The organism is Microbacterium sp. NPDC087592 (assembly GCF_044743585.1).
In the GTDB taxonomy this organism is placed as follows: domain Bacteria; phylum Actinomycetota; class Actinomycetes; order Actinomycetales; family Microbacteriaceae; genus Microbacterium.
Window position 1 is genome coordinate 908686 of sequence record NZ_JBIUWT010000001.1, and the last position, 21160, is coordinate 929845.

Annotated in this window: 17 protein-coding genes; 6 read left to right on the forward strand and 11 right to left on the reverse strand. The window is 69.9% G+C overall.

The genetic code is table 11. From position 1 onward, the window contains the following. Window positions 1-10: 10 nt before the first annotated feature. Window positions 11-460: a hypothetical protein gene (locus ACIOTO_RS04345; RefSeq protein WP_400856715.1), complete on the forward strand. Its 450-nt coding sequence runs from the start codon at window positions 11-13 to the stop codon at window positions 458-460. A 22-nt stretch (window positions 461-482) separates the two neighbouring features. Here the strand turns inward: ACIOTO_RS04345 and ACIOTO_RS04350 are convergent, their stop codons facing one another. Then, the gene (locus ACIOTO_RS04350; RefSeq protein ID WP_400856716.1) at window positions 483-2549 is read right to left on the reverse strand and encodes an acyl-CoA dehydrogenase; all 2067 of its coding nucleotides are present in this window, start codon (window positions 2547-2549) and stop codon (window positions 483-485) included. Between the two features lie 148 nt (window positions 2550-2697). Then, window positions 2698-4746 carry a DNA helicase RecQ gene (recQ, locus tag ACIOTO_RS04355; RefSeq protein WP_400856717.1) on the reverse strand — a complete coding sequence of 683 codons (2049 nt, stop codon included), beginning with the start codon at window positions 4744-4746 and terminating at the stop codon, window positions 2698-2700. A 106-nt stretch (window positions 4747-4852) separates the two neighbouring features. Between recQ and ACIOTO_RS04360 the strand changes: the two genes are divergently transcribed. Genes ACIOTO_RS04360 through ACIOTO_RS04370 form a run of 3 tightly spaced genes read left to right on the forward strand, consistent with a single transcriptional unit; the run spans window position 4853 to window position 7255 of the window. Then, the gene (locus tag ACIOTO_RS04360) at window positions 4853-5197 is read left to right on the forward strand and encodes a GNAT family N-acetyltransferase (RefSeq protein ID WP_091032379.1); all 345 of its coding nucleotides are present in this window, start codon (window positions 4853-4855) and stop codon (window positions 5195-5197) included. Then, window positions 5194-6129 (forward strand): pirin family protein, encoded by a 936-nt coding sequence (locus ACIOTO_RS04365; RefSeq protein WP_400856719.1) that lies wholly within the window; start codon window positions 5194-5196, stop codon window positions 6127-6129. Before ACIOTO_RS04360 ends, ACIOTO_RS04365 begins: the two co-directional genes overlap by 4 nt. A gap of 4 nt (window positions 6130-6133) precedes the next feature. After that, on the forward strand, window positions 6134-7255 hold the full coding sequence (locus ACIOTO_RS04370) for a DUF6226 family protein (protein WP_400856720.1): 1122 nt from the start codon (window positions 6134-6136) through the stop codon (window positions 7253-7255). Between the two features lie 36 nt (window positions 7256-7291). On the opposite strand, the gene ACIOTO_RS04375 is transcribed toward ACIOTO_RS04370, so the two are convergent. From ACIOTO_RS04375 to ACIOTO_RS04415, 9 genes are all read right to left on the reverse strand, one after another. Then, on the reverse strand, window positions 7292-8749 hold the full coding sequence (locus ACIOTO_RS04375) for a cation acetate symporter (protein WP_400856722.1): 1458 nt from the start codon (window positions 8747-8749) through the stop codon (window positions 7292-7294). Then, window positions 8746-9120, reverse strand: a complete 375-nt coding sequence (locus tag ACIOTO_RS04380) for a hypothetical protein (protein ID WP_029261300.1) — start codon at window positions 9118-9120, stop codon at window positions 8746-8748. The genes ACIOTO_RS04375 and ACIOTO_RS04380 overlap by 4 nt, the downstream gene beginning before the upstream one ends. Continuing rightward, window positions 9120-9857, reverse strand: coding sequence for a LytR/AlgR family response regulator transcription factor (locus tag ACIOTO_RS04385; RefSeq protein WP_400856724.1), 738 nt, complete (start codon window positions 9855-9857; stop codon window positions 9120-9122). Before ACIOTO_RS04385 ends, ACIOTO_RS04380 begins: the two co-directional genes overlap by 1 nt. 5 nt (window positions 9858-9862) lie before the next feature. After that, window positions 9863-11044 carry a sensor histidine kinase gene (locus ACIOTO_RS04390; protein WP_400856727.1) on the reverse strand — a complete coding sequence of 394 codons (1182 nt, stop codon included), beginning with the start codon at window positions 11042-11044 and terminating at the stop codon, window positions 9863-9865. Between the two features lie 8 nt (window positions 11045-11052). Continuing rightward, window positions 11053-12288, reverse strand: coding sequence for a type II toxin-antitoxin system HipA family toxin (locus tag ACIOTO_RS04395; RefSeq protein ID WP_400856729.1), 1236 nt, complete (start codon window positions 12286-12288; stop codon window positions 11053-11055). Next, entirely contained in the window at window positions 12285-12572 is a 288-nt protein-coding gene (locus ACIOTO_RS04400) for a helix-turn-helix domain-containing protein (RefSeq protein ID WP_105712047.1), read from the reverse strand. Before ACIOTO_RS04400 ends, ACIOTO_RS04395 begins: the two co-directional genes overlap by 4 nt. 103 nt (window positions 12573-12675) lie before the next feature. Beyond that, window positions 12676-12921, reverse strand: a complete 246-nt coding sequence (locus ACIOTO_RS04405; RefSeq protein ID WP_105721827.1) for a YbdD/YjiX family protein — start codon at window positions 12919-12921, stop codon at window positions 12676-12678. Window position 12922: 1 nt separating this feature from the next. Further along, complete coding sequence (locus ACIOTO_RS04410) at window positions 12923-15175, reverse strand: carbon starvation CstA family protein (protein WP_400856731.1); 2253 nt, start codon at window positions 15173-15175, stop codon at window positions 12923-12925. A 178-nt stretch (window positions 15176-15353) separates the two neighbouring features. Then, entirely contained in the window at window positions 15354-18557 is a 3204-nt protein-coding gene (locus ACIOTO_RS04415; RefSeq protein ID WP_400856732.1) for a S8 family serine peptidase, read from the reverse strand. A gap of 188 nt (window positions 18558-18745) precedes the next feature. Between ACIOTO_RS04415 and ACIOTO_RS04420 the strand changes: the two genes are divergently transcribed. Further along, window positions 18746-19291: an ECF transporter S component gene (locus ACIOTO_RS04420; RefSeq protein WP_105712044.1), complete on the forward strand. Its 546-nt coding sequence runs from the start codon at window positions 18746-18748 to the stop codon at window positions 19289-19291. 110 nt (window positions 19292-19401) lie between these two features. Beyond that, window positions 19402-21129, forward strand: a complete 1728-nt coding sequence (locus ACIOTO_RS04425; RefSeq protein WP_400856733.1) for an ABC transporter ATP-binding protein — start codon at window positions 19402-19404, stop codon at window positions 21127-21129. The last annotated feature ends 31 nt before the right edge of the window (window positions 21130-21160 follow it).

Consider the following 21160-nt stretch of genomic DNA (forward strand, 5'->3'; position numbering starts at 1 on the left):
CCTCGACATCATGAGCATCCACACCGACCGGATCGAACAGTACCTCGCGCGCTATGCGGCATCCCTGACGGAGTTCGACGCCGAAGCCGCCGTCGAGCTGTGGTCGACGCCCGGCATGATCGCCGACGACCGGGTCTCCGGCGTCCTGGACACCCGGGAGGAGATGGTCGCGGGGCTGAAGCAGTCCTATCCCCTGTACCGGGAGCTCGGCCTCGCCTCCGTCGGGCACGAGCTCCTCGACGCGAACGAATTGTCCGATCGACTCGTGCTGGTGAAGGTGCGCTGGCTGTTCCGCGACGCCGAGGGCAGACTGCTGACCGACGCGAACAGCTACTACCTGCTGCGCGACGACGACGCCGCGGGGCTGCAGGCGTGCGTCTGCGTCGAGACGGATTCCGCCGAGCACCTTCAGGCGCTGGCGGAGGAGCGCGGCATCGACCTCACGAAATGGTCATCCTGACCGACGCCCCGCCCCCGACAGATCAGCGCTGCTTCTTCTTGAGCGCCTTCTCCTGGATCGGGGCCTTGCCGGTGGCGGCGAGGTCGGCGTAGTACGCGCGAGCCTCGTCCTGGCGCTGCTTCTCGATGCCGCTCGCGATCGGCGCCCGCACGTGCTCGGGCTCGTAGCCGAACGCGTTCACCAGGTCGAGGGCATGGGGGCGCAGCCGCGCGCACAGCCGGTCGATGTAGCTCGACACGGCCGCGGCGCGCTGAGTCGACAGGCGTCCGTTGATCAGGTGCCAGGCGAGGTGCTTCTCGATGAGCTGCAGACCGAACAGGTCGCGCAGCCACGTGAGCACCTTCTTGGTGTCGGCGTCATCGATCTGGTGCACGGCATCGGTGAACGCCTCCCACTGCAGCAGCTCTCCGTGCGCACGAGCGGCTTCGATCAGCTCGGCCTGGTTCTCGTTGAACAGCCGGGCGCCGAGGGCCTTGTCCTTCGCCCCGGGGCGCAGGCGGGAGGCGATGTCGGCCACCATCTGCTGCACGCGTCCGGCGAGTAGATCGTGCTGCTGCTCCTCGCGGAGGCCCCGCTCGACCGACCGGCTGACCTGACCGAAGTCGGAGACGGCCTGGCCGAGCTGACGGAGCCCGGCGCCGTGGAACAGCTTGCCCGCGGTCATCCCGACCGCGAACTTCGCGAGAGCCGCGGCATCCTTGCCCTGGAACTGCTTGGCGTAGTCGGTCAGCAGACGCTTGCCCACCAGCTGCAGCAGGACGTTGTTGTCGCCCTCGAACGTCACGTAGATGTCGAGGTCGGCGCGCAGGCCCACCAGACGGTTCTCGAACATGAAGCCGGCACCGCCGCAGGCCTCGCGAGCCTCCTGCAGCGTGTCGAGCGCGTGCCAGGTCGACAGCGGCTTGAGAGCGGCGGCCAGCGTCTCGAGGTCTTCGCGGTCGGCCGGGGTGTCGGTGCGCCCCGAGAAGACGGCGTCGAACTTCTGCAGGAACTCGTCGTGCGCGAAGATCTGCGCGTACGTGGTCGCCAGACGCGGGAGCAGACGGCGCTGGTGCTTGCCGTAGTCCATGAGCACGACCTCCTGCCCGTCCGCGCCGTCAAACTGGCGACGCTGGGTGGCGTAGGTGATCGCGATGTGCAGGCCGAGCGCGGAGGCCCAGGATGCGGCACCGTCGAGCGACACGCGGCCCTGCACGAGCGTTCCGAGCATCGTGAAGAAGCGGCGGCCGGGGCTGTCGATCGCGCTGGAGTACGTGCCGTCCGCGGCCACATCACCGTAGCGGTTGAGCAGGTTCGTGCGCGGGATGCGCACGTGGTCGAAAGACAGACGGCCGTTGTCGATGCCGTTGAGGCCGCCCTTGAGACCGTCGTCCTCGCGTCCGATTCCGGGGAGGTCGACGCCGTCCTCTCCACGCAGCGGCACGTAGAAGCAGTGCACGCCGTGGTTCACGCCGTTGGTGATCAGCTGCGCGAACACGGTCGCCGCGACACCGTGCAGCGCGGCGTTGCCGAGGTACTCCTTGGTGGCCGCCCGGAACGGGGTGTTGATGACGAACTCTTCGGTCGCCGCGTCGTAGGTCGCGGTCGTCCCGACCGCGGCGACATCCGAGCCGTGGCCGATCTCGGTCATCGCGAAGGCGCCGGGGATCGAGAGGTCCATGATGCCGGGGAGCCACTTCTCGTGGTGCTCCGCGGTGCCGAGCTGCAGTACGGCCGAACCGAAGAGCCCCCACTGCACGCCCGACTTGATCTGCAGGCTGGGGTCGGCGACCACGAGCTCTTCGAAGCCGGCGATGTTGGCGCCGTTGTTCTCCTCGCCGCCGAGCGACTTGGGGAACGCCCGGTGCACGGCCTTGTTCTCGACCAGCAGGTGCAGCTGGCTGAGCACGCGCTCGCGGTGCTCGTCCTTGCCGAGCTCGTCCTTGCGCCAGAACGCCGAGTCCTTGATCATCTCGCGCGCCTGACGGCGCACGTCGCCCCAGGTGCCCATCAGGGCATCGTTGACGCGGGCGACATCGACTTGCGGGGCGAGCGCGGTCGCGGGCGATTCATCGGGTGTCGTCGAAGGACGGACGGCAGCGTCGACCATGGCATTCCTCCAGGGAAGTAGGGGTGTCCCCATGGTAGGTCTGCGACAAACCGGAGCGAACTCCGCTGTGAGCATCCTCCAACCGAATGCCGGGATGCCCCGGCCTCACGTTGTCACCTCACGACAGGATCGCCCTTCAGGGCGTCGGTCAGGCGGCGGCGATGACCGCCAGCACGCCCTCGCCGTAGGCCTCGCGCTTCTTGGCGCCGATGCCGGTGATGCCGTCGAGGTCGGCGAGGGAAGCCGGCCGGTGCTCGGCGAGCGCGCGCAGGGTCGCGTCGCCGAACACGATGTACGCCGGCACACCCTGCTCCCGAGCGGTCTCGGCCCGCCAGGCGCGCAGCGCCTCGAACAGGCCGCGGTCCCCGGCATCCAGCGCATCGGCGGCACTGGCCTTGCGCGCCCGCGACGAAGAGGTCGGACGCCCGATCGTGTCTTTGCGCAGCGGCACCGCGGTCTCGCCGCGCAGCACACCCGCCGCCTGCTCCCCGGGGGCGAGGGTGCCGTAGTCGCCCTGGGCGACCAGGATGCCGCGGGCCAGCAGCTGCCGAACGACGCTGCGCCAGTCCTGGTCCGAGAGGTCGTTGCCGATGCCGTACGTTGCGAGCTTTTCGTGCCCCTGCTGCCGGATGCGCTCGGTCGAGGCGCCGCGGAGGATGTCGATGAGGTGCCCGGCGCCGAACGACTGGTTGCGCTCGCGCTTGAGCCGAACGATCGTCGAGAGCAGCTTCTGCGCCGGCACGAGGCCGTCGAACGTCTCGGTGTCGTCGAGGCAGGTGTCGCAGTTGCCACAGGGCTGCGACTCTTGGCCGAAGTACCCGAGCAGGTTCTGTCGTCGGCACTCGACCGTCTCGCACAGCGCGAGCATGGCGTCGAGGTGCTGCCCCATCCGCATCTTGAAGGTGCGGTCTCCGGGGCTCTGGTCGATGAGTCGACGCTGTTGCACGACGTCGCCGAGTCCGTACGCCATCCAGGCCACCGCGGGCTCGCCGTCGCGGCCGGCACGACCAGTCTCCTGGTAGTACCCCTCGACGGATTTCGGCAGGTCGATGTGCGCGACGAAGCGCACGTCGGGCTTGTCGATGCCCATGCCGAACGCGATGGTCGCGACCATGACCACGCCGTCTTCCCGGAGGAAGCGCGCCTGGTTGGCCGCCCGCACCTCGGCGGGAAGACCCGCGTGATACGGCAGCGCGTCGAGACCCTGCGCGGCGAGATAGGTCGCCGTCTGCTCGACCGACTTGCGGCTGAGCGCGTAGACGATGCCCGCGGGCTGCGCGCCGTCGTCGCTCGCCGGGGTCTGCGCCTTGATGAAGGCGACCAGCTGCTTGCGCGGGTCGACCTTGGGCACGATCCGGTACTGGATGTTCGGGCGGTCGAAGCTCGCGACGAAGTGCTTCGCGGTGTCGAGGCGCAGCCGCTCGGTGATCTCCTTGTGCGTCGCCGCGGTCGCGGTGGCCGTGAGCGCCATGCGCGGCACCCCGGGGAACCGCTCGCCCAGGTCGCCGAGGGTGAGGTAGTCGGGGCGGAAGTCGTGGCCCCACTGCGACACACAGTGGGCCTCGTCGATCGCGATCACGCTGAGCGTTCCGCGCTGGAGAAGCGCCGTCGTCTGCGCGTTCGACAGACGCTCGGGGGCGACGTAGATGAGATCGAGCTCGCCGGCGACGTAGGCCCGCTCGACCTCGCGACGCTCGTCGATCGCCTGCGTGGAGTTGAGGTAGGCCGCGTTGACGCCGTTGGCCCGCAGCGCGTCGACCTGGTCGTGCATGAGCGCGATGAGGGGGCTGATGACGAGCCCCGTGCCTTCACGCACGAGTGCGGGCACCTGGTAGGTGATGCTCTTTCCGCCGCCGGTGGGCATCAGGACGACGGCGTCGCCGCCCGAGATGACCTGCTCGACGATGTCGGCCTGGTCGCCGCGGAACTCGTCGTAGCCGAAGACCGTGTGCAGCGCCTCGCGCGCGGTCGGATAGCGGCTCGGGGTGGCGTGGCGCACGGCGGGCGCACGGCCGGCGGAGGGAGCCGGGGCCACCGGAGTGACCGGCCCCTGTCCCCAATCGAGCGGCGGCTCGTAGCCCGAGCCCTGCGGCTCCCAGTCCATGGGCTCCGGAGGAGCGGACGACTCCCATCCGTCGTCGTAGGGCTCGTCGGCGTACGGCAGATCCGCGTACGGGTCACGGGGAGTCTGCGGCATCCCTCCAGCGTAACGACCCCCGCCGACGCGGGCGGCGCCTCATCCACAGGAGCCCACCCCGCGCGGCGGGCGTAGGTTGGAGGCACCCCGTTCGAAGGAGCATCCGATGACCGACATCACCGTGACTCGCAACGACAAAGAGTCGCGCTACGAGATCCGCTCCGACGACGTGCTCGCGGGCTTCGCGGCTTTCGACCTGCGCCCCGGGAGCATCCGCTTCATCCACACCGAGGTCGACCCGGCGTTCCAGGGCCACGGGCTGGCGGGGAAGCTCGCAGCGGCAGCACTGGCGGATGCCACGGAGCGCGGTGAGGCGATCGTCCCGCTCTGCCCCTACATCGCCAAGTATCTCGAGACGCACGAGGTGCCGGGCGCCGAGATCCGCTGGCCGCAGACCCCCGCGGGACATGCCGGATCCGCGGGTGAGGACCCGACGGGCCGAGCGGAATGATCGGGCAGCGCCGCCTCATCCTCGAGCCGCGCGAGGTGCCGCTCGGCGGGGTGCGCGGCATGAACGTGCTGCGCGCGCTGCCGCACCGCAACCTGCCGACGATCGGCGCCTGGTGCTTCCTCGACCGGTTCGGTCCCGCCGACACCAAGATGCGGGTCGAGCCGCATCCGCACATCGGGCTGCAGACGGTGACGTGGCCGCTCGTCGGCGAGATCCGCCACCGCGACTCGCTCGGCAGCGACGCCGACCTGCGCCGCGGTCAGCTCAACCTGATGACGGCCGGGAACGGGATCTCCCACTCGGAGTACTCGATCGGCGAGAATCCCATCCCCCTCGATGCGCTGCAGTTCTGGGTCGTACTGCCGGATTCCGCCCGCCACGGCGCGGCCGGGTTCGAGCGCCACACCGAGCTGCCCTCCGTCGCACTCCCGGCTGACGATGGAGCGGATGCCGAAGCCACGGTCGTGCTCGGCGAGTTCGCGGGCGTGCACTCGCCCGCGACCGTGCACACTCCGATCGTCGGTGCGGAGATCGTGCTCGCCCCGGGTTCCCGCGTGACCCTGCCGCTGCGCAGCGACTGGGAGCACGCGCTCATGCTCGTCGAGGGCGATGCCGTGGTGGCCGAGCATCCGCTCGACCGAAACGGACTGCTCTACCTGGGCGACTCCCGCGACGAGGTCGAGGTGGCCAGCCGCGAGGGCGCCCTGCTGTTCGTGCTCGGCGGCGAGCCCTTCGAAGACGACATCGTGATGTGGTGGAACTTCGCCGGCCGCTCGCATGACGAGATCGTCGCCGCGCGCGAGGAGTGGGAGGCGGAGTCCGCGACGGGAGCGGCGTCGCCCCGCTTCGGCGCGGTCGAGGGTCACGACGTGCGCATCCCGGCCCCGCCGCTCCCCGACGTGCGACTCATGCCGCGCAGCCGGAAGCTCTAGCCCGATGTCGACGTCGAACACCTTCCCGGGCGCGCTCGCGCCGATGCCGGACGCCATGTCCGCCATGCTGATCTGGCCGAGCCCCGAGCCGGTCGCGCCCCCGCGATTCGTCGAAGGCTTCGAGCTTTTCGAGGCCTTCGCGCGTGAGGCCGGCACCGACCCCGCCGTCCTCGCCGCCGACCTCGGCGCCCTCTGGGACTTCGTGGCCGCGCATCCCGAGCTCCTCGACGCCCCCGAGACGACGAAGGCGGCGGAACGGTTCCTGGGGAACGCGATTGCTGTGATGCATCCGGCGGCGAGGTGGCGCTTCACGAGCGAACCCGAGGTGGGCACCTCGACGATCTCGGTCCCGGTCGCCGGCCTGCTGAGGGGGATCATCGAGCACCCGGAGCAGCGCGAGCCGTTCCGGGAGATGCTCGCGTCCTGGCCGCAGGCCGACCGCGACGCCGAGGAGCTCGACGCCCTGCGGCGCGAAGAGGTCGACATCGACTTCGTCGTCGCCCCGGTGCCGTTCACGCGCCCGGCGCTCGCGATCCCGGAGTTCGTCGACGAGTCCGGCCGTGTCATCGCCTACGGATCCCGCTGGGCTGGTGGCTCGCCTCCGGAAGACGCCTACTCACGGGTGACCCATCCGGAACGGTTCGCCCCGGTGATGGGCGTCGTCGATGCCCTGGTCGACCACCTCGGGACCTGGTACGACGTCGATGTCGACCGACGGTCCGACGAGTCGGGGGCACGCATCTGGCGCCTGCGGCCCACGACAGGGGCGCAGATCACCCTCACCGGGACGGCCGAATCCGTCTTCATCCAGTCCGGAGCCCTGACCCGGGAATACGCGCCCAGTTGCACCTGCGATGCCTGCGACGAGACCGCCGAGAGTGTCGCCGACCAGCTCGAGGAGACCCTGCTCGCGATCGCCGCCGGAGGGCTGAGGGAGGTCTTCCCCGTCGGGCAGCGACGCTGGCTGCATACCGAGCTGCGCACCCCTGACGGGGGCGGACGGTCGGGCGGCGGCGAACCCGACCCGTCGTTCCCGGCCGAGGAGCTGGACGATGCCGAAGACCTCCTCGCGCGTCTCCCCGACGGCTGGTGGCCGGCCTGGACGCTGCGCACTCCCCGGTCCTGACTCAGCCCGCTGACTCAGGCGCGTTCCAGCCCTGACTCAGGACCGCTCCGGGGTGTGCACCCGCGCGAGGAAGCGGTCGGTGCGTGGCGACGGCCCCCGCGGGTCGAGGAGCGACACCACGACCGTCACGGCCGTGGCGAGCGGGATCGTCCAGGCGGCCGGCTGCGCGAGGTAGGGCGCGGCGACGCCGACTCCCCCGACCGCCGCGTGCACGAGCAGCGCGAGACCTGCGGCCAATCCGCCCGACACCATCCCGGCCACGGCCCCTCGAGCGGTGAGCCCACGCCACCACACGCCGAGCAGCACCACCGGCGACAGCGTCGAGGCCGCCACCACGAACACCACGCCGACGCTCGATCCGAGCCCCGCCGGCGCCGTGAGCAGCGCGATCACGAGCGGCACCAGGGCGCAGAGCACCGCCGACAGGCGGAACGAGCGCACCGAGCCCGAGAACACGTCCTGGCTGATCACCCCCGCGAGCGACACGACGAGTCCGGCCGAGGTCGCCAGGAACGCGGCGAACGCTCCGGCGACGATCAGCGCGGTCAGCAGCTCCCCGACCACCCCGGGGAAGACCCGCGAGGGCAGCAGCAGCACCACCGTGTCCGCCACACCCGGCACGGCGAGGTCGGGAGCGGCGATGCGGGCCAGCAGCCCCATCGTGCTCGACACCGCATAGAACGCGCTCACCATGCCGATCACGATCACGGTCGTGCGGCGGGCAGACACCCCGGTCGGGCTCGTGTAGAACCGCACCAGCACGTGCGGCAGGCCCATCGTGCCCAGCAGCAGTGCCAGCAGGAGGGAGGCCGTCTCGTACACGTCGAAGCCGGAGGGACCGGCCTCGACGGGGAACACGAGCGCCGGATCGAAGTCGTGCGGCCCCCCGCTCAGGGCGAAGGCGATGAAGACCACGGGCACGAGGAGAGCGGTGAGCTTGAGCCAGTACTGGAACGCCTGCACGTAGGTGATCGCCCGCATACCGCCCGCCGCGACCGCCGCCGCCACGAGCACCGCGACGGTCACCGCCCCCACCCACTCCGGCAGACCGGCGACGACGAGCAGGGTGAGCCCGGCGCCGTGCAGCTGCGGCACTATGTACAGCCAGCCGATGACGAGCACCGCGATGCTGGTCACCCGCCGTGCAGAAGTCGATTCCAGCCGCGCCTCGATGAAGTCGGGGATCGTGTACGCGCCGCTGCGCCGGAGCGGGGCGGCGACGAATGCGAGCACCAGCAGGTAGCCGGCGGCATAGCCGATCGGGAACCAGAAGCCGCGGGCACCGTCGAGCAGCACCAGGCCCGACAGCCCGAGGAACGTGCCGGCGGACAGATACTCGCCGCTGATCGCCGACGCGTTCCACACCGGTCGCACCGTGCGCGAGGCGACGAAGAAGTCGCCCGTCGTGCGCGAGATGCGCAGTCCGTACACGCCGATCAGCAGCGTGGCGACGATGACGAGCGCGACCCCGATGAGGTCGAGCACCGCGTTCATTCGCGGTCCCGCAGCGCCCGGTACCGGCGCTCGTTGCGGCCGGCCGTGCGCACGTAGAGCACCGCGAAGACGACGATGATCGGGTAGAACGCGTACGCCTGCAGCAGCCACGACAGCGGCAGGCCCCACACCAGGATCCGCCCGATCTCGGGGATGAGCGCGATCGCCAGGGTCAGTGCGACGACCACGACCACGAACCCGGCGACGGTCCCCAGCGCGAGGCGGAGCTGGCTGCGCATCAGGGCCCGCGCGTAGACGGCATCCGCCTCGTCCACGGGGGCACCGGGCAGTGCGATGCCGCGGGTCAGGGGCACCGGGCGCCGGTCGGGGAGATCGGCGGTGACGCGGACCCGCTTCGGTTTCTCGGTCATCACGCGCCCTCTCCGCGCACCAACGCCTCGCGCACGGCCGGCACCATCCTCCGACTCACCGGAAGCGAGAGTCCACCGATCGAGACGGCGGCATCCGCGCCGGAGAGCCGAGCCTCGGTCACGGCGGAGATGCGCACGAGCGACGAGCGGTGGATGCGCAGGAATCCGGCATCCGTCCACCGCATCTCGAGCTCGGAGATGGGAATGCGCACCAGATGACCCGCGCCGTCGCCGGTGTGCAGCCGGGAGTAGTCGCCCTGCGCCTGCACCCAGGTCACGTCGCTGCGCCGCACGAACCGCACCGCGGAGCCGACCGTGACCGGCAGCATCTCGTCGTCGCCGGATGCCGCGGTGTCGCCGAGCTCGACCACGCGGTCGACCGCCTGACGCAGCCGCGCGGTCCGCACGGGCTTGAGCAGGTAATCCGCGGCTCGCAGCTCGAACGCCTCCACCGCCTTGGCGTCGTCGGCCGTGACGAACACGACCGCCGGCGGCACGGCGAGAGTCATCAGCGCCCGCGCGAGGTCGGTGCCGCTGAGCCCCGGCATGTGGATGTCGAGGAACGCGATCCGCACCGCGCGCTCCGACATCAGCCGCAGCGCCTCGGCACCCGACGACGCCGTGAGGATCTCGCCGATGCGCGGATCGGTGCGCAACAGATGCACGAGCTCGTCCAGCGCGGGGCTCTCGTCGTCGGCGACGAGGACGTCGATCGGGGGTGCGCTGTTCGTGGGCATCGTCATCAGTCGGTGTCCGGATCATGCTGCGGCTGAGATTTCGGGACCCGCATGCGCACCAGGGTACCCGCGCCGGTGTTCGTCTCGACCACCAGACCGCCGTCCGCACCGTAGAGCTGACGGAGCCGGGTGTCGACGTTGCGGAGGCCGACGTGCACGCCGTCGTCGCTCGCGGTGAGCGTGGCACGCAGGGCCTCGGGGTCCATTCCCACACCGTCGTCCTCGACCGTGATCTCGGTGTGCGTGCCGTCGTCGCGTGAGGCGATGCGGATCTCGCCGCCGCCCTCACCCGGCTCGAGCCCGTGCCGCACCGCGTTCTCGACGAGCGGCTGCACGGAGAGGAAGGGGATGACCGTCGCGAGGGTCTCCGGCGCGATCTGCAGCGTCACGCGCAGCCGGTCGCCGAAGCGGGCGCGCTCCAGTTCGAGGTAGGAGTGGATGCTGCCCAGTTCCTCGGCGAGCGTGGTGAACTCCCCCTGTCGCCGGAATGAGTAGCGCGTGAAATCGGCGAACTCGAGCACCAGCTCGCGGGCACGCTCGGGGTCGGTGAGGATGAACGAGGCGATCGCCGTGAGGGCGTTGTAGATGAAGTGCGGGGAGATCTGCGCTCGCAGCGATCGCAGCTCCGCCTCGGCGAGCTGGGTCCGCGACGAGTCGAGCACCCCGAGTTCGACCTGCGCGGCGCACCAGTCGGCGACCTCTTCGGCGGCCCGCACGAGCGCTGCCCCGACGGGTGCCGCGAACGCGACGACGACGCCGACCACACGGCCGTCGACGCGGATCGGCGCCCCGACGGCCTCGAGGTCGTCGTCGCGCCCCGACGCGGGGAACACCTGTCGACGCCCGGAGGCCCGGACCTGCGCCGCGATACGGACCGCCGCCGACTCCAGCCCGTCGGACGAGCCGTCGAACGAGACGGTGTCGTCGGAGCTGACGATCGCCACGGCGGCACTGCCGAGCAGCACCCGCAGGTGGCGCGCGGCCTTGACCACGTCTGGGGCCGCCAGACCCGCGCGCAGGTGCGGAGCGGCGAGGCTCGCCTGATGCAGAGCCGTGAGCGCCGCCTGCTCCGCGTCGCTGCCGAGGTCGGTCGCCCCGCGGGCGAGCCGACGGGCGAGCAGCAGCAGCAGCGTCAGGACGACGCCGCCGAGCACGCCGAGCACTGCGGCGAGAACGACGTCGGTCATGGGATCAACTACTTTCGACCGGCCGTGGCCACGAGGTCCAGCCTCGGAGCGATCGATTCGCCCATGCGTGAGATCTCCTTCTCGGGGAGGCGATTTCGGCGCGCGCGATCCTGCCACGATGAGAGCGCCTCGGAGATATTCGCCATGTGCTCTCGAGCCCGGCTCTGCGTCAGGTCGCAGTCGTCCGCGAGCGCGAGCAGACCCTCGATCTCCGTGTCGTGTGTGTCGGCTCCGGCGATCGACGTCGATCGGCTCCGGGCGAGATCAGGATTCGGATTGACGTCGAAGGCGGGGCTGAGCGTCCAGGCGTTGCCATCGCTGAGGAAACCATGATTGCGCAGGTGATCATCCGTGTTGCCGAGAGCGACATTGACGATCGCTCGGTCAAAGAGATCAGAGAGCGCGGCGCGAGGGGAGCGCGCGATGTCGCGGATGGCGTCGGCGATCTCGACGTAGTCGTGGTGCTCGCCGTCGGCGGCTCCGATCGCGGTCATGGCGCTGATGTACCCGATCCGCTGCTGCTTCGCGTCCCGGTCGAAGCGGCGCAGGATGAGGACGCAGCGCTCTCCCAGGCGTGTGAGACGGAATTCTGGCACGGCGATTCCGCAGTCCGACAACAGACCGAGAGTGGTCGCCTCCCACGCCATGACATCCCACTCGTCGCTGGAATGCGGGAACTTCGCGAACCCGAGGGATCCGTCCTCGAGACGCACGGATGCCTTCGGCCGCGCGCCACCCAGGCCTGTGGTTCCGGTGTCGAGCAGCTGCTTGACCGCCTCGGTGTAGTCGTCGTCGCCGGCGAGTTCATCGCTGCGGCGCAGGAGGTTCGGAAGTTCGACGATCGCAGGGACATGAGCTTCTGCACCGAGGAAGTCCTCGGTGCCCGCGGCACGGAAGCGCAGCGCGCCCTGGCGAGTGTCGTCGCTGACGCCCAAGAGGTAGCTGACGTCGTCGAGGCTCCTCGGAGCGCGACCGGCCTCGCGGGCGGCTATCCGCTCGGCCTTGTCGATGAGGTTGCGGCCCCAACGGTCCGGCGAGCTGTCGGAGAACGCCCGCAGCATCCCGGACTGGTACTGCGGTCCGGGAACGAGCTGCAGCGACGGATCGATGTTCGCGCCGCCGCGGGCGAGGTATGCCGCGTCATAGAGGAAGGTGGTGGCAAGCGACCTGCCGCTGGTGAAATGCGCCTGACCCACCAGCTGCAGGTCGCCACGGTCGTCACCATAGACCTCGTAGTCGCTCATCGAGCGCGCGTCTTCTCGAGGCTCGAGGCGCGGAGCCTGCCGATGTCGGTGCTCAACGGATCGACGGCGTTTACGACCGCCTCGAGAATGCCGAGTGCCCGCAGCACCTGGGCGACATTCTCGAACGTCACTGTGGCATTGCCGTTCTCGATCTTGCGCAACGTGTCGCGCGAGATGTTCGCTCGCTCGGCGACTTGCTGGGCGGTCAGCCCCAGCACCATGCGCCATCCGCGGATGTGCTCGCCGAACGTCTCCATGTCCCGAGCGATCCGATATCCGGCCATGCGCGCCACCTCCGCCAGTCTGTTATGACGAACATACTAGTCATAACCTGCAGTTATGGCGAGCAGACTGGTCATAACTCGCCTCGGATCGGCCGCTCCGCGCTCAACAGCAGCGGGCACCGGGGTTGCGGTCCTGGTCGTCCATCCGCTGCCGCCAGAACTGCCGCTCGGTCAGCGGCTCCTCGTCCGGATGCTGACGGCGCTGATGGGCGACGTAGGTCGCATAGGCACTGTCGCCCATCAGGTTCGTCATGTACCAGCGGATGCCGCGGCCCACCCGGCCCACGGCGCCGAGCAGCGTCCGCAGGAGGGTGGTCGCGGCATCCGTCCGATTCATGGTGTCGGCCATCTCAGTGGGACGACGTCTTGCGCTCGTCGGCGAGGATCGGCTCCCACTGCTTCTCGAGCTCGCGCTCCGCGGAGCTCGGCAGGAAGCCTGCCGGGGCGAAGCGGCGCGAGGCGACGGGCGCGTCCTCGGTGTTCTCGCCGCCGCCGTTGCGGATGGCCTTGATCGTGACGATCACGGCAGTGACCATCACGATGATCGCGAGGGTGACGAAGATGATCGACAGCGTGCCCTGCACGGCGGTGTTGCGGATGACCGCGTCGAGAACCTCCGGTTCGCCGAGCGAAGTGTCACCGGAATCGCGAGCGGCCACGTACTTGAAGTGGTTCGCCCAGTAGCCGATCGCGGGAACGGGGGAGGCGATCTTGTACAGCGACGCCGTGATGGTGACGACCGCGGTGAACGCCAGGGGCAGCGCGATGATCCACAGCCACTTGAAGTAGCTGCGGCCGCGCTTGGCGACGATCGCCAGCACCACGGCGAGCGCGATCGCGGCGAGCAGCTGGTTGGCGATGCCGAACAGCGGGAAGAAGGTGTTGATGCCCCCGAGCGGGTCGGTCACTCCGAGGATGAGGATCGCTCCCCAGCCGGCGACCATGATCGCGGTGCAGATCCAGACCCCGGGGCGCCACGAGACGTCACGGAACTTGGGGAACCAGGCGCCGATCGAGTCCTGCAGCATGAAGCGGGCGACGCGCGTGCCGGCATCCACGGCGGTGAGGATGAACAGCGCCTCGAACATGATGGCGAAGTGGTACCAGAACGCCATGAGCGCCTGTCCGCCGAGGGCCTGCTGCATGATGTGCGCGAGGCCGAGTGCGAGCGTGGGCGCCCCACCGGTGCGAGAGACGATCGACTCCTCGCCGACTGCCTCCGCGGTACCGGTGAGCATCTCTGGCGTGAGGTTCACCCCCGTCAGCCCCAGCGAGTTCACGAAGGCGACGGCCCCTTCGACCGTGCCGCCCGTCGCCGCCGTCGGTGCGTTCATCGCGAAGTAGATGCCCTGATCGATCGAGATCGCGGCGACGAGGGCCATGATCGCGACGAACGACTCCATGAGCATGCCGCCGTAGCCGATGAAGCGCGTCTGGCGCTCCTTCTCGATGAGCTTCGGCGTGGTACCAGAGGCGATCAGCGCATGGAATCCGGAGAGGGCCCCGCACGCGATGGTGACGAACAGGAAGGGGAAGAGAGGACCTGCGAACACAGGACCCATGCCGTTCTCGCCGAAGATGCTGACCGCGGGGACGGTGATCTCGGGGCGCACCAGGACGATGGCTCCGGCGAGCATGACGATCACGCCGATCTTCATGAAGGTCGACAGGTAGTCGCGGGGAGCGAGCAGCAGCCAGACCGGGAGCACGGCGGCGATGAAGCCGTAGATGATGATGCCCCACGCGATGGTGGTGCGGTCGAGGTGGAAGATCGCCTGCCCCCACTCGGTGCCCGCGACCCAGCCGCCGCCGATGATGGCGGCCATCAGCAGTGCGAAGCCGATGATCGAGACCTCGGTGACCTTGCCGGGGCGCAGGTAGCGCAGGTAGACGCCCATGAAGAGCGCGATCGGGATGGTCATCGCGACCGAGAAGACACCCCACGGGCTCTCACCGAGCGCGTTGACGACGACGAGCGCGAGGATCGCGACGATGATCAGCATGATCAGCAGCGAGGCGATGATCGCGGCGGTGCCACCGATCTTGCCGAGCTCCTGCCGGGCCATCTGGCCGATCGTGCGTCCGCCGCGGCGCATCGAGAAGAAGAGGACGGTGTAGTCCTGCACGGCTCCGGCGAGCACGACGCCCACGATGATCCAGATCGTTCCGGGCAGGTAGCCCATCTGCGCGGCGAGCACGGGTCCGACGAGTGGTCCGGCACCGGCGATGGCGGCGAAGTGGTGGCCGTAGAGCACGCGCCGGTCGGTGGGGACGTAGTCCTTGCCGTCCTGGCGGACCTCGGCGGGGGTGGCCCGGCGGTCATCGGGCCGGGTGATGTACTTCTCGATCACCTTCGAGTAGAACCGGTAGCCGATCAGGTACGTGCAGACCGCGGCGAACACGAACCAGATCGCGTTGACGGTCTCGCCGCGCACGATCGCGAGCATGGTCCAGGCCACAGCACCCAGCAGGGCGATCGCCGCCCAGAGGATGATCTTCGGCAGGGTCCAGCGGTTCGCCTTCTCGTGATGCTCCTCGGTGAGGGCGACGGAGGGGAGTTTCGGGTCGGTGACGATGACGGGTTCGGTGCCCGGTGCGGTCATGGGAGTCTCCTCGGGATACGCGACATTGCGTTCCCCCACGTTAGGAAGACGCGGAGACCGGAGGCCGGGGTCGGAGCGGATGCTGCGACGAGCGGCGCCGATCACGCGATGAACGGATGCCCGTGCGCGCACACAGCGCCCCGCGGAAGGGAGACCGCGGGGCGCTGTGCTGTGGGGGCTACTCCGGCTTCGGCGTCTCCGGGGCATCCGCCTCCGGCGCGGGACTCTCCGGCGCCGGGGTCTCCGGAGCCTCGGTCTTCGGGGCATCCGACTCCGGGGCATCCGTCTCCGGGGCATCCCTCTCCGGAGCATCCGTCGGCGGCGCATCCGTCGGCGGCGCCTGCTTCGCGGCGTCCGGCGTCGTCACCGTGACGACGGTGCGGACGGCCGAGTCGCCGTACTGGACGAGTCCGAGATAGCGGGCGCCGGCGGCCAGGCCGGTCCAGCTGAGGTCGTAGCTCGTCTTCTCACCGCGGACCGCGGCGATCGGATTCGGCGTCGCGGTGAACGCACCGTCGCCGGCGGGCTGCACGTTGGCGTAGGACATGTCCCACGTCATCGGCCCCGTCGTCGCATACACGTTCGCCACCACCAGATAGGTGCCGGCGGTCGGTGCCGGCACCGTGACCTGCTCGTCCGCCGAGCCGGTCGCCGACTGCCAGTTCTCGTAATACCGCAGGTCGTCCGGGCTCACCACGCGGTACACGGTGAGGTCGAGGTCGCTGCCGTCGTCGTCCGACGAGTCGAGGTCGAACCGGGAGAGCGTCGTGCCCTCCGGGACGTCCACTATCCAGGCGACGTCCTTGTTCGCGTCACCCGAGTTCTCGTCGCCCGAGTGCCCCTCGACCGGGTTGTCCGGGTCGGTCAGGAGCTCGTAGGCGGTGAGGCCCGAGAGGTTCAGCGCCAGATCGCCGTCGAGACCGGGGGTGATCTCCACGGACGTGCTGCCGTCGACGCCGGTGCCGGTGACCTCGGCCGGAGCATCCGCCGTGACCGGGAACACCGCGATCGGCGAACGCACCGAGTTCTTCGCGCTCTTCCAGGTGAGCGAACCGGTCGCCCACTCCTCGACCGGCGCGCTCTTGTTGTCGAACGTGACGGTGAAGGTCTTGGTCTGACCCGGCTTGTCGAACTTCAACTGCTGCGGGGTGACCTTGACGTTCACGCCCGGAACGGAGGCCTTCGCGGTGAAGGTGCCCTTCTCGGTCGAGGTGACCGTGCGGGTGACGGTCTGCGCGCTGGCCAGCGAGCCGATCGAGATCGACGCCTGGTTGAGGTCGCTGCCGTCGATGGGCTCGATCCCCGGGAAGTCCGACAGGCCCTTCCCATCGAGGAACGCCGCCCAGTCCTTGACCCCGTTCAGGTACAGCAGGCCGGGGTTCAGGTACCGCTTCGGGTCGACCTGACCGGCCCCCTGCTCGAACGGGTCGGTGTTCTTCGAACCGTCGGGCAGCACGGTGTCGTAGGCGGTGGTCATCATCGCCGACCGGATCTCGGCGGGCGTCGCCTTCGGATGCTCACCGAGGTACAGGGCTCCGAGCCCCGCCACGTGCGGCGAGGCCATCGACGTGCCGGAGAGGATGCCGAAGGTCGGCTCCTCGTCGGGTCCGTTGTTCGTCGCCGCGAGGATCGCGACACCGGGGGCCGCGACATCCGGCTTCAGCACATCGCTGCCGTCGGCCAGCATCGGCCCGCGGCTCGAGAAGCCCGCGATCTGCGGCGTCGGGGTGGTCACGCCCGTGGTGTTCTCGCCGACGAGGGTGATCGGGCGGTCGACGCCGCCCTGGACGTACGCCAGCACGGCGGCGCGGTGCACGGCGTTCAGGTGCACGGTCGGCACGGCGTGGAAGTCGTTGTCGAGCGAGTCGGCACCACCCGGCACGTTCACGAGGACCATGCCGATGCCCCCGGCATCCTTCACGACCTGCGACTTCTCGGCGCGCGCGTTGCCGCCGCGATCGCAGACCACGATGTGTCCGGCTACCTTCGCGGGGTCGAGGGTCGCCGGCAGGCAGAGCTGCGGGTCGACCGCTCCTGCCGCAGCGGCATCCACCGCGGCGATCGACGGGCCGGTGACGCTCTCACCGAACGGCACGCTCACCGAGGCTCCGGCCTGCTCGAACCCGTCGAACTGCACGGTGCCCTCCCAGGTCGGGATGGTCGATGCGGCGACGGTCGTGTACCAGGGCGAGGCGTGGTCGGCCGTGACCGGGTCGGGGCCGTCGTTGCCGGCGCTCGTCGCGACGAAGACACCCGCGGCCGCGGCGTTGAAGAACGCGAGGTCCTCCGGCGACAGCACGGTGCTCGCCGCCCCTCCGCCGATGGAGTAGTTGATCACGTCGACGCCGTCGGCGACCGCCTGATCGATCGCGGCGACGAGGTCGCTCAGCGCGCAGATGTCGTCGGTGGTGACGGTCGTGTCCGGCCCGACGTAGCAGGCCTTGTAGGCCGCGACCTTCGCACCGGGTGCGACGCCCGAGACCGTCCCGAAGTCGACGCCCTCGATGGCGGCGTCGACCTTGAAGTTACCCGCCGCGGTGCTCGCGGTGTGCGAGCCGTGGCCGTCGCCGTCACGCGGCGAGAGGTAGTCGTACTGGAAGTCGAATCCGGCGGCCTCGGCCCCGGCGTAGAAGTACTGTCCGCCGATGAGCTTCGAGGAGTAGTCGCTCGTGTCCCAATCCTGGCCTTCGACCATCGCGGCCTGGAACTGCCCGCCGTCGGACTTGTCGAAGTACACGTTGGTGCCGTCGGTGTAGGGCTGGTTGCCCTTGTGCCGGCTCTGCTGCTTCTTCTGCTTCTTGATCTTCTTGCCCTCGAAGGACGGATGCTCCGGCGCGATGCCGGTGTCGATCACGCCGACCACGACGCCCTCTCCGGCCTTCTCGACGCCGCCGGTCTGCTGCCACACTCCGCCGCGACCCTTGCGGTCGTCGCCGAGGCCGAGGAAGTCGGTGGACGTCTGCGCGTCGGGGTGCCGGACCTCGTCCGGGTACACGCCGAGGACATTCTTCGACGCACGCAGCGCATCGACCTGCTCACCGGAGAGGTCGGCGCTGAAACCGTTGAGCGCGACCTGATAGGTGTTGTCGGGCGTGACTCCGATGTCGCCGACCAGGTCGGTCTGCTGCGTCTGCAGGTGCTTGACGTACCGCTGCGAGTCCTGCGATTGCGTCTCGAGCTGCTCGCCCTCGGCGGGCTTCGTCGCCTTCAGGCCTTTGACGTCGCCCTCATAGCTGGCGAGCGGATCGGACTTCATGACCACGATGTAGTGGCCGGGCGTGCCTGCGACCGGGACGGGATGCGTCACCTCCCCGGTCGCCGCGTAGCCGGTGGTTGCCGTCGATGCGATGAACAGAGTCGCCAGGGTGGTGGCTGCTGCCATCCGGAGGGGTGTTCGACCCATGTGGTGCTCCCGATGATCACGGTGCAACCGCGTTGCTGCACCGCGGCCAACATAGTCCCGCTGTTCGCCGCCGGAGAGAGAACTGGTCGATCGGCCAACCGGCCTTCGCCGATCGGCCAGGGTTATCCACGGCCACCCTCCCGATAGGTCGACAGTAAGCTGGAGAGGTGGCCCGCACCCCCCTCCTGTCGACTCGAGTACTGCTCGTCTGCGCAGCGATCGGAGTGGCCACAGGCATCCTCGCGGGCATCGCCGGATGGGTGACTCCCGTGCTGCTGGCGAGCCCCCTCCTCTTCCTCTACGGACTCGTGCTCGGCTCGCACGTGCTGCCGGGGATCATCGCCCAGGAGGTGCTGCGACTGCCGCTCGTCGCCCTGATCACGCACGTGTTCGCGGCGCTGATCGCGAGTGCCTTCAACCCGGCGTGGGCGCTGCGGTTCATCGGCACCGCCCTGCTGTTCGGCCTCATCCAGGAGGGCGTCGCCGCCCTCACCCGCTACCGCGCCTGGGGGCCGTGGCGCTTCTTCATCTCGGCCGCCGTGATCGGGGTCATCGTCGCGGTCGTCGTGTTCTTCGCCGCGCACCTGTCGGTCATGGCGCCGTGGGCGCAGATCCTGTACCTGGCGATCTCGGTGCTCGGCCCGATCGCGTGGACCGCGGTGGGGCTCGCGATCGGCTCGGCGCTGCGCCGGGCCGGAGTCGCTCGGCGCTGATCCCTCGGCACCGGTCGCCTGGGCGCCGGTCGCCCCGTGCCGGTCGATGGCGGATCAGGTAAGGCTCAGCTAAGTTAGACGGGTACGATCCGTCGACCCAGGACTCCGCCGTGCGCCCATCCGCGCCCCTGCTGAGCGTGCGTGAGCTCTCGCTCACCCACGCCGATGCCGCGCACCCCTCACCGCGCGACGTGACGTTCGACATCGGCCCCGGCGAGGTCGTCCTCCTGCTCGGACCCTCCGGATCCGGCAAGTCGACGCTCACGCTCGCCCTCAACGGCCTGATCCCGCACGCACTGCCGGCGACCATGGTCGGCACCGTCGAGGCCGGCGGAATCGACACCGCCGCCGCGCAGCCCGCCGCGCTGAGCACGCACGTCGCGATGGTCTTCCAGGACCCGGACTCGCAGATCGTCACCGGCACCGTCTACGACGAGGTGGCCTTCGGCCCGGAGAATCTCCTGCTCGCACTCGACGTCGTGCGGGGTCGCGTCGAAGCGGCGCTGCGCCGGGTCGGGCTCTGGGATCGGCGGGACGAGAACCCGGACCACCTGTCCGGCGGCGGACGGCAGCGGCTCGCGATCGCCTGCGCCCTCGCGATGGCTTCGCCGCTGATCGTGCTCGACGAGCCGACCGCCAACCTCGATCCGCAGGGCATCGACGACGTCTATGCGGCGCTGGCGGATGTGGTCGCCGCCGGAGACCGCGCGATCCTCCTCGTCGAGCACAACCTCGACGCGGCGATGGACTTCGTGACGCGCTCGATCGTGCTCGACCGCGACGGCAGGGTCGTGTTCGACGGCCCCGCGGCCGAGATCATCCGCGCGCACGCCGACGAGCTCGTGGCGATGGGCGTCTGGCTGCCGGCGGCGACGCTCGCTGCGCTGCGGCTGCGGGATCAGGGGTTCGCGCTCGATCCGTTGCCGCTGACACCGCAGGCGCTCGCGGTTGTGCTGGAGCGGGAGGGCGTTTCGTCTCGCTCCGCTCGCTCGACTGGCTCGACTGGCTCGACTGGCTCGGCTGGCTCGGCGACCGACGAGGGCAGCGACGCGAAACGCGCGGACGCCAGCCGGCCCGAGCCGATCATCCGCGCCCGCGGGTTGACCGTGCGGCGCCGGCGGACCGAGATCCTGCACAGGATCGACCTCGACCTCGAGCCCGGAAGCCTCACCGCGATCGTCGGCGCGAACGGTGCCGGCAAGACGACACTGATCCAGGCTCTCGCGGGCGTCGTACCACCCCCGCGGGGGCAGGTGTCGGTCGACGGCATCGATCCGGGCACGGCCTCACCTCGCGACCTCGCCGCGCGCATCGGATTCGTGTTCCAGAACCCCGAGCACCAGTTCATCGCGCACACGGTCTTCGACGAGCTGGCGCACGGGTTGCGGCTGCGGCACGTGCCGGACGCGGAGATCGCCGCCCGCGTCGAGGAGATGCTCGCGCGGTTCGGCCTCGAGCACAAGGCGGACGTGCATCCCTTCCTCCTCTCGGGTGGCGAGAAGCGACGGCTCTCGGTGGGGACCGCCCTGATCACGCGACCGCGCGTGCTCGCGCTGGACGAGCCGACGTTCGGGCAGGACCGCGCGCGGGCGGCCGAGCTCCTCGACCTCCTGCAGAATCTCCGCGCCGAGGGCACGACGATCGTGATCGTCACGCACGACCTGCAGCTCGTCGCAGAGCACAGCACGCACGTCGTGCTCCTCGCCGGCGGGCGGGTGCGGGCGGCGGGCGCCACCGCGGCGCTGTTCCGCGACCAGCAGCTGTTCGCCGATGCCGGGCTCCGCATACCCGCGCTGCAGCGCGTGCTGGTATCCGCGGGGCTCGAGGTGATCCGATGAGCGCCGATGCCGCGGGCAGCACCGTCCGCAA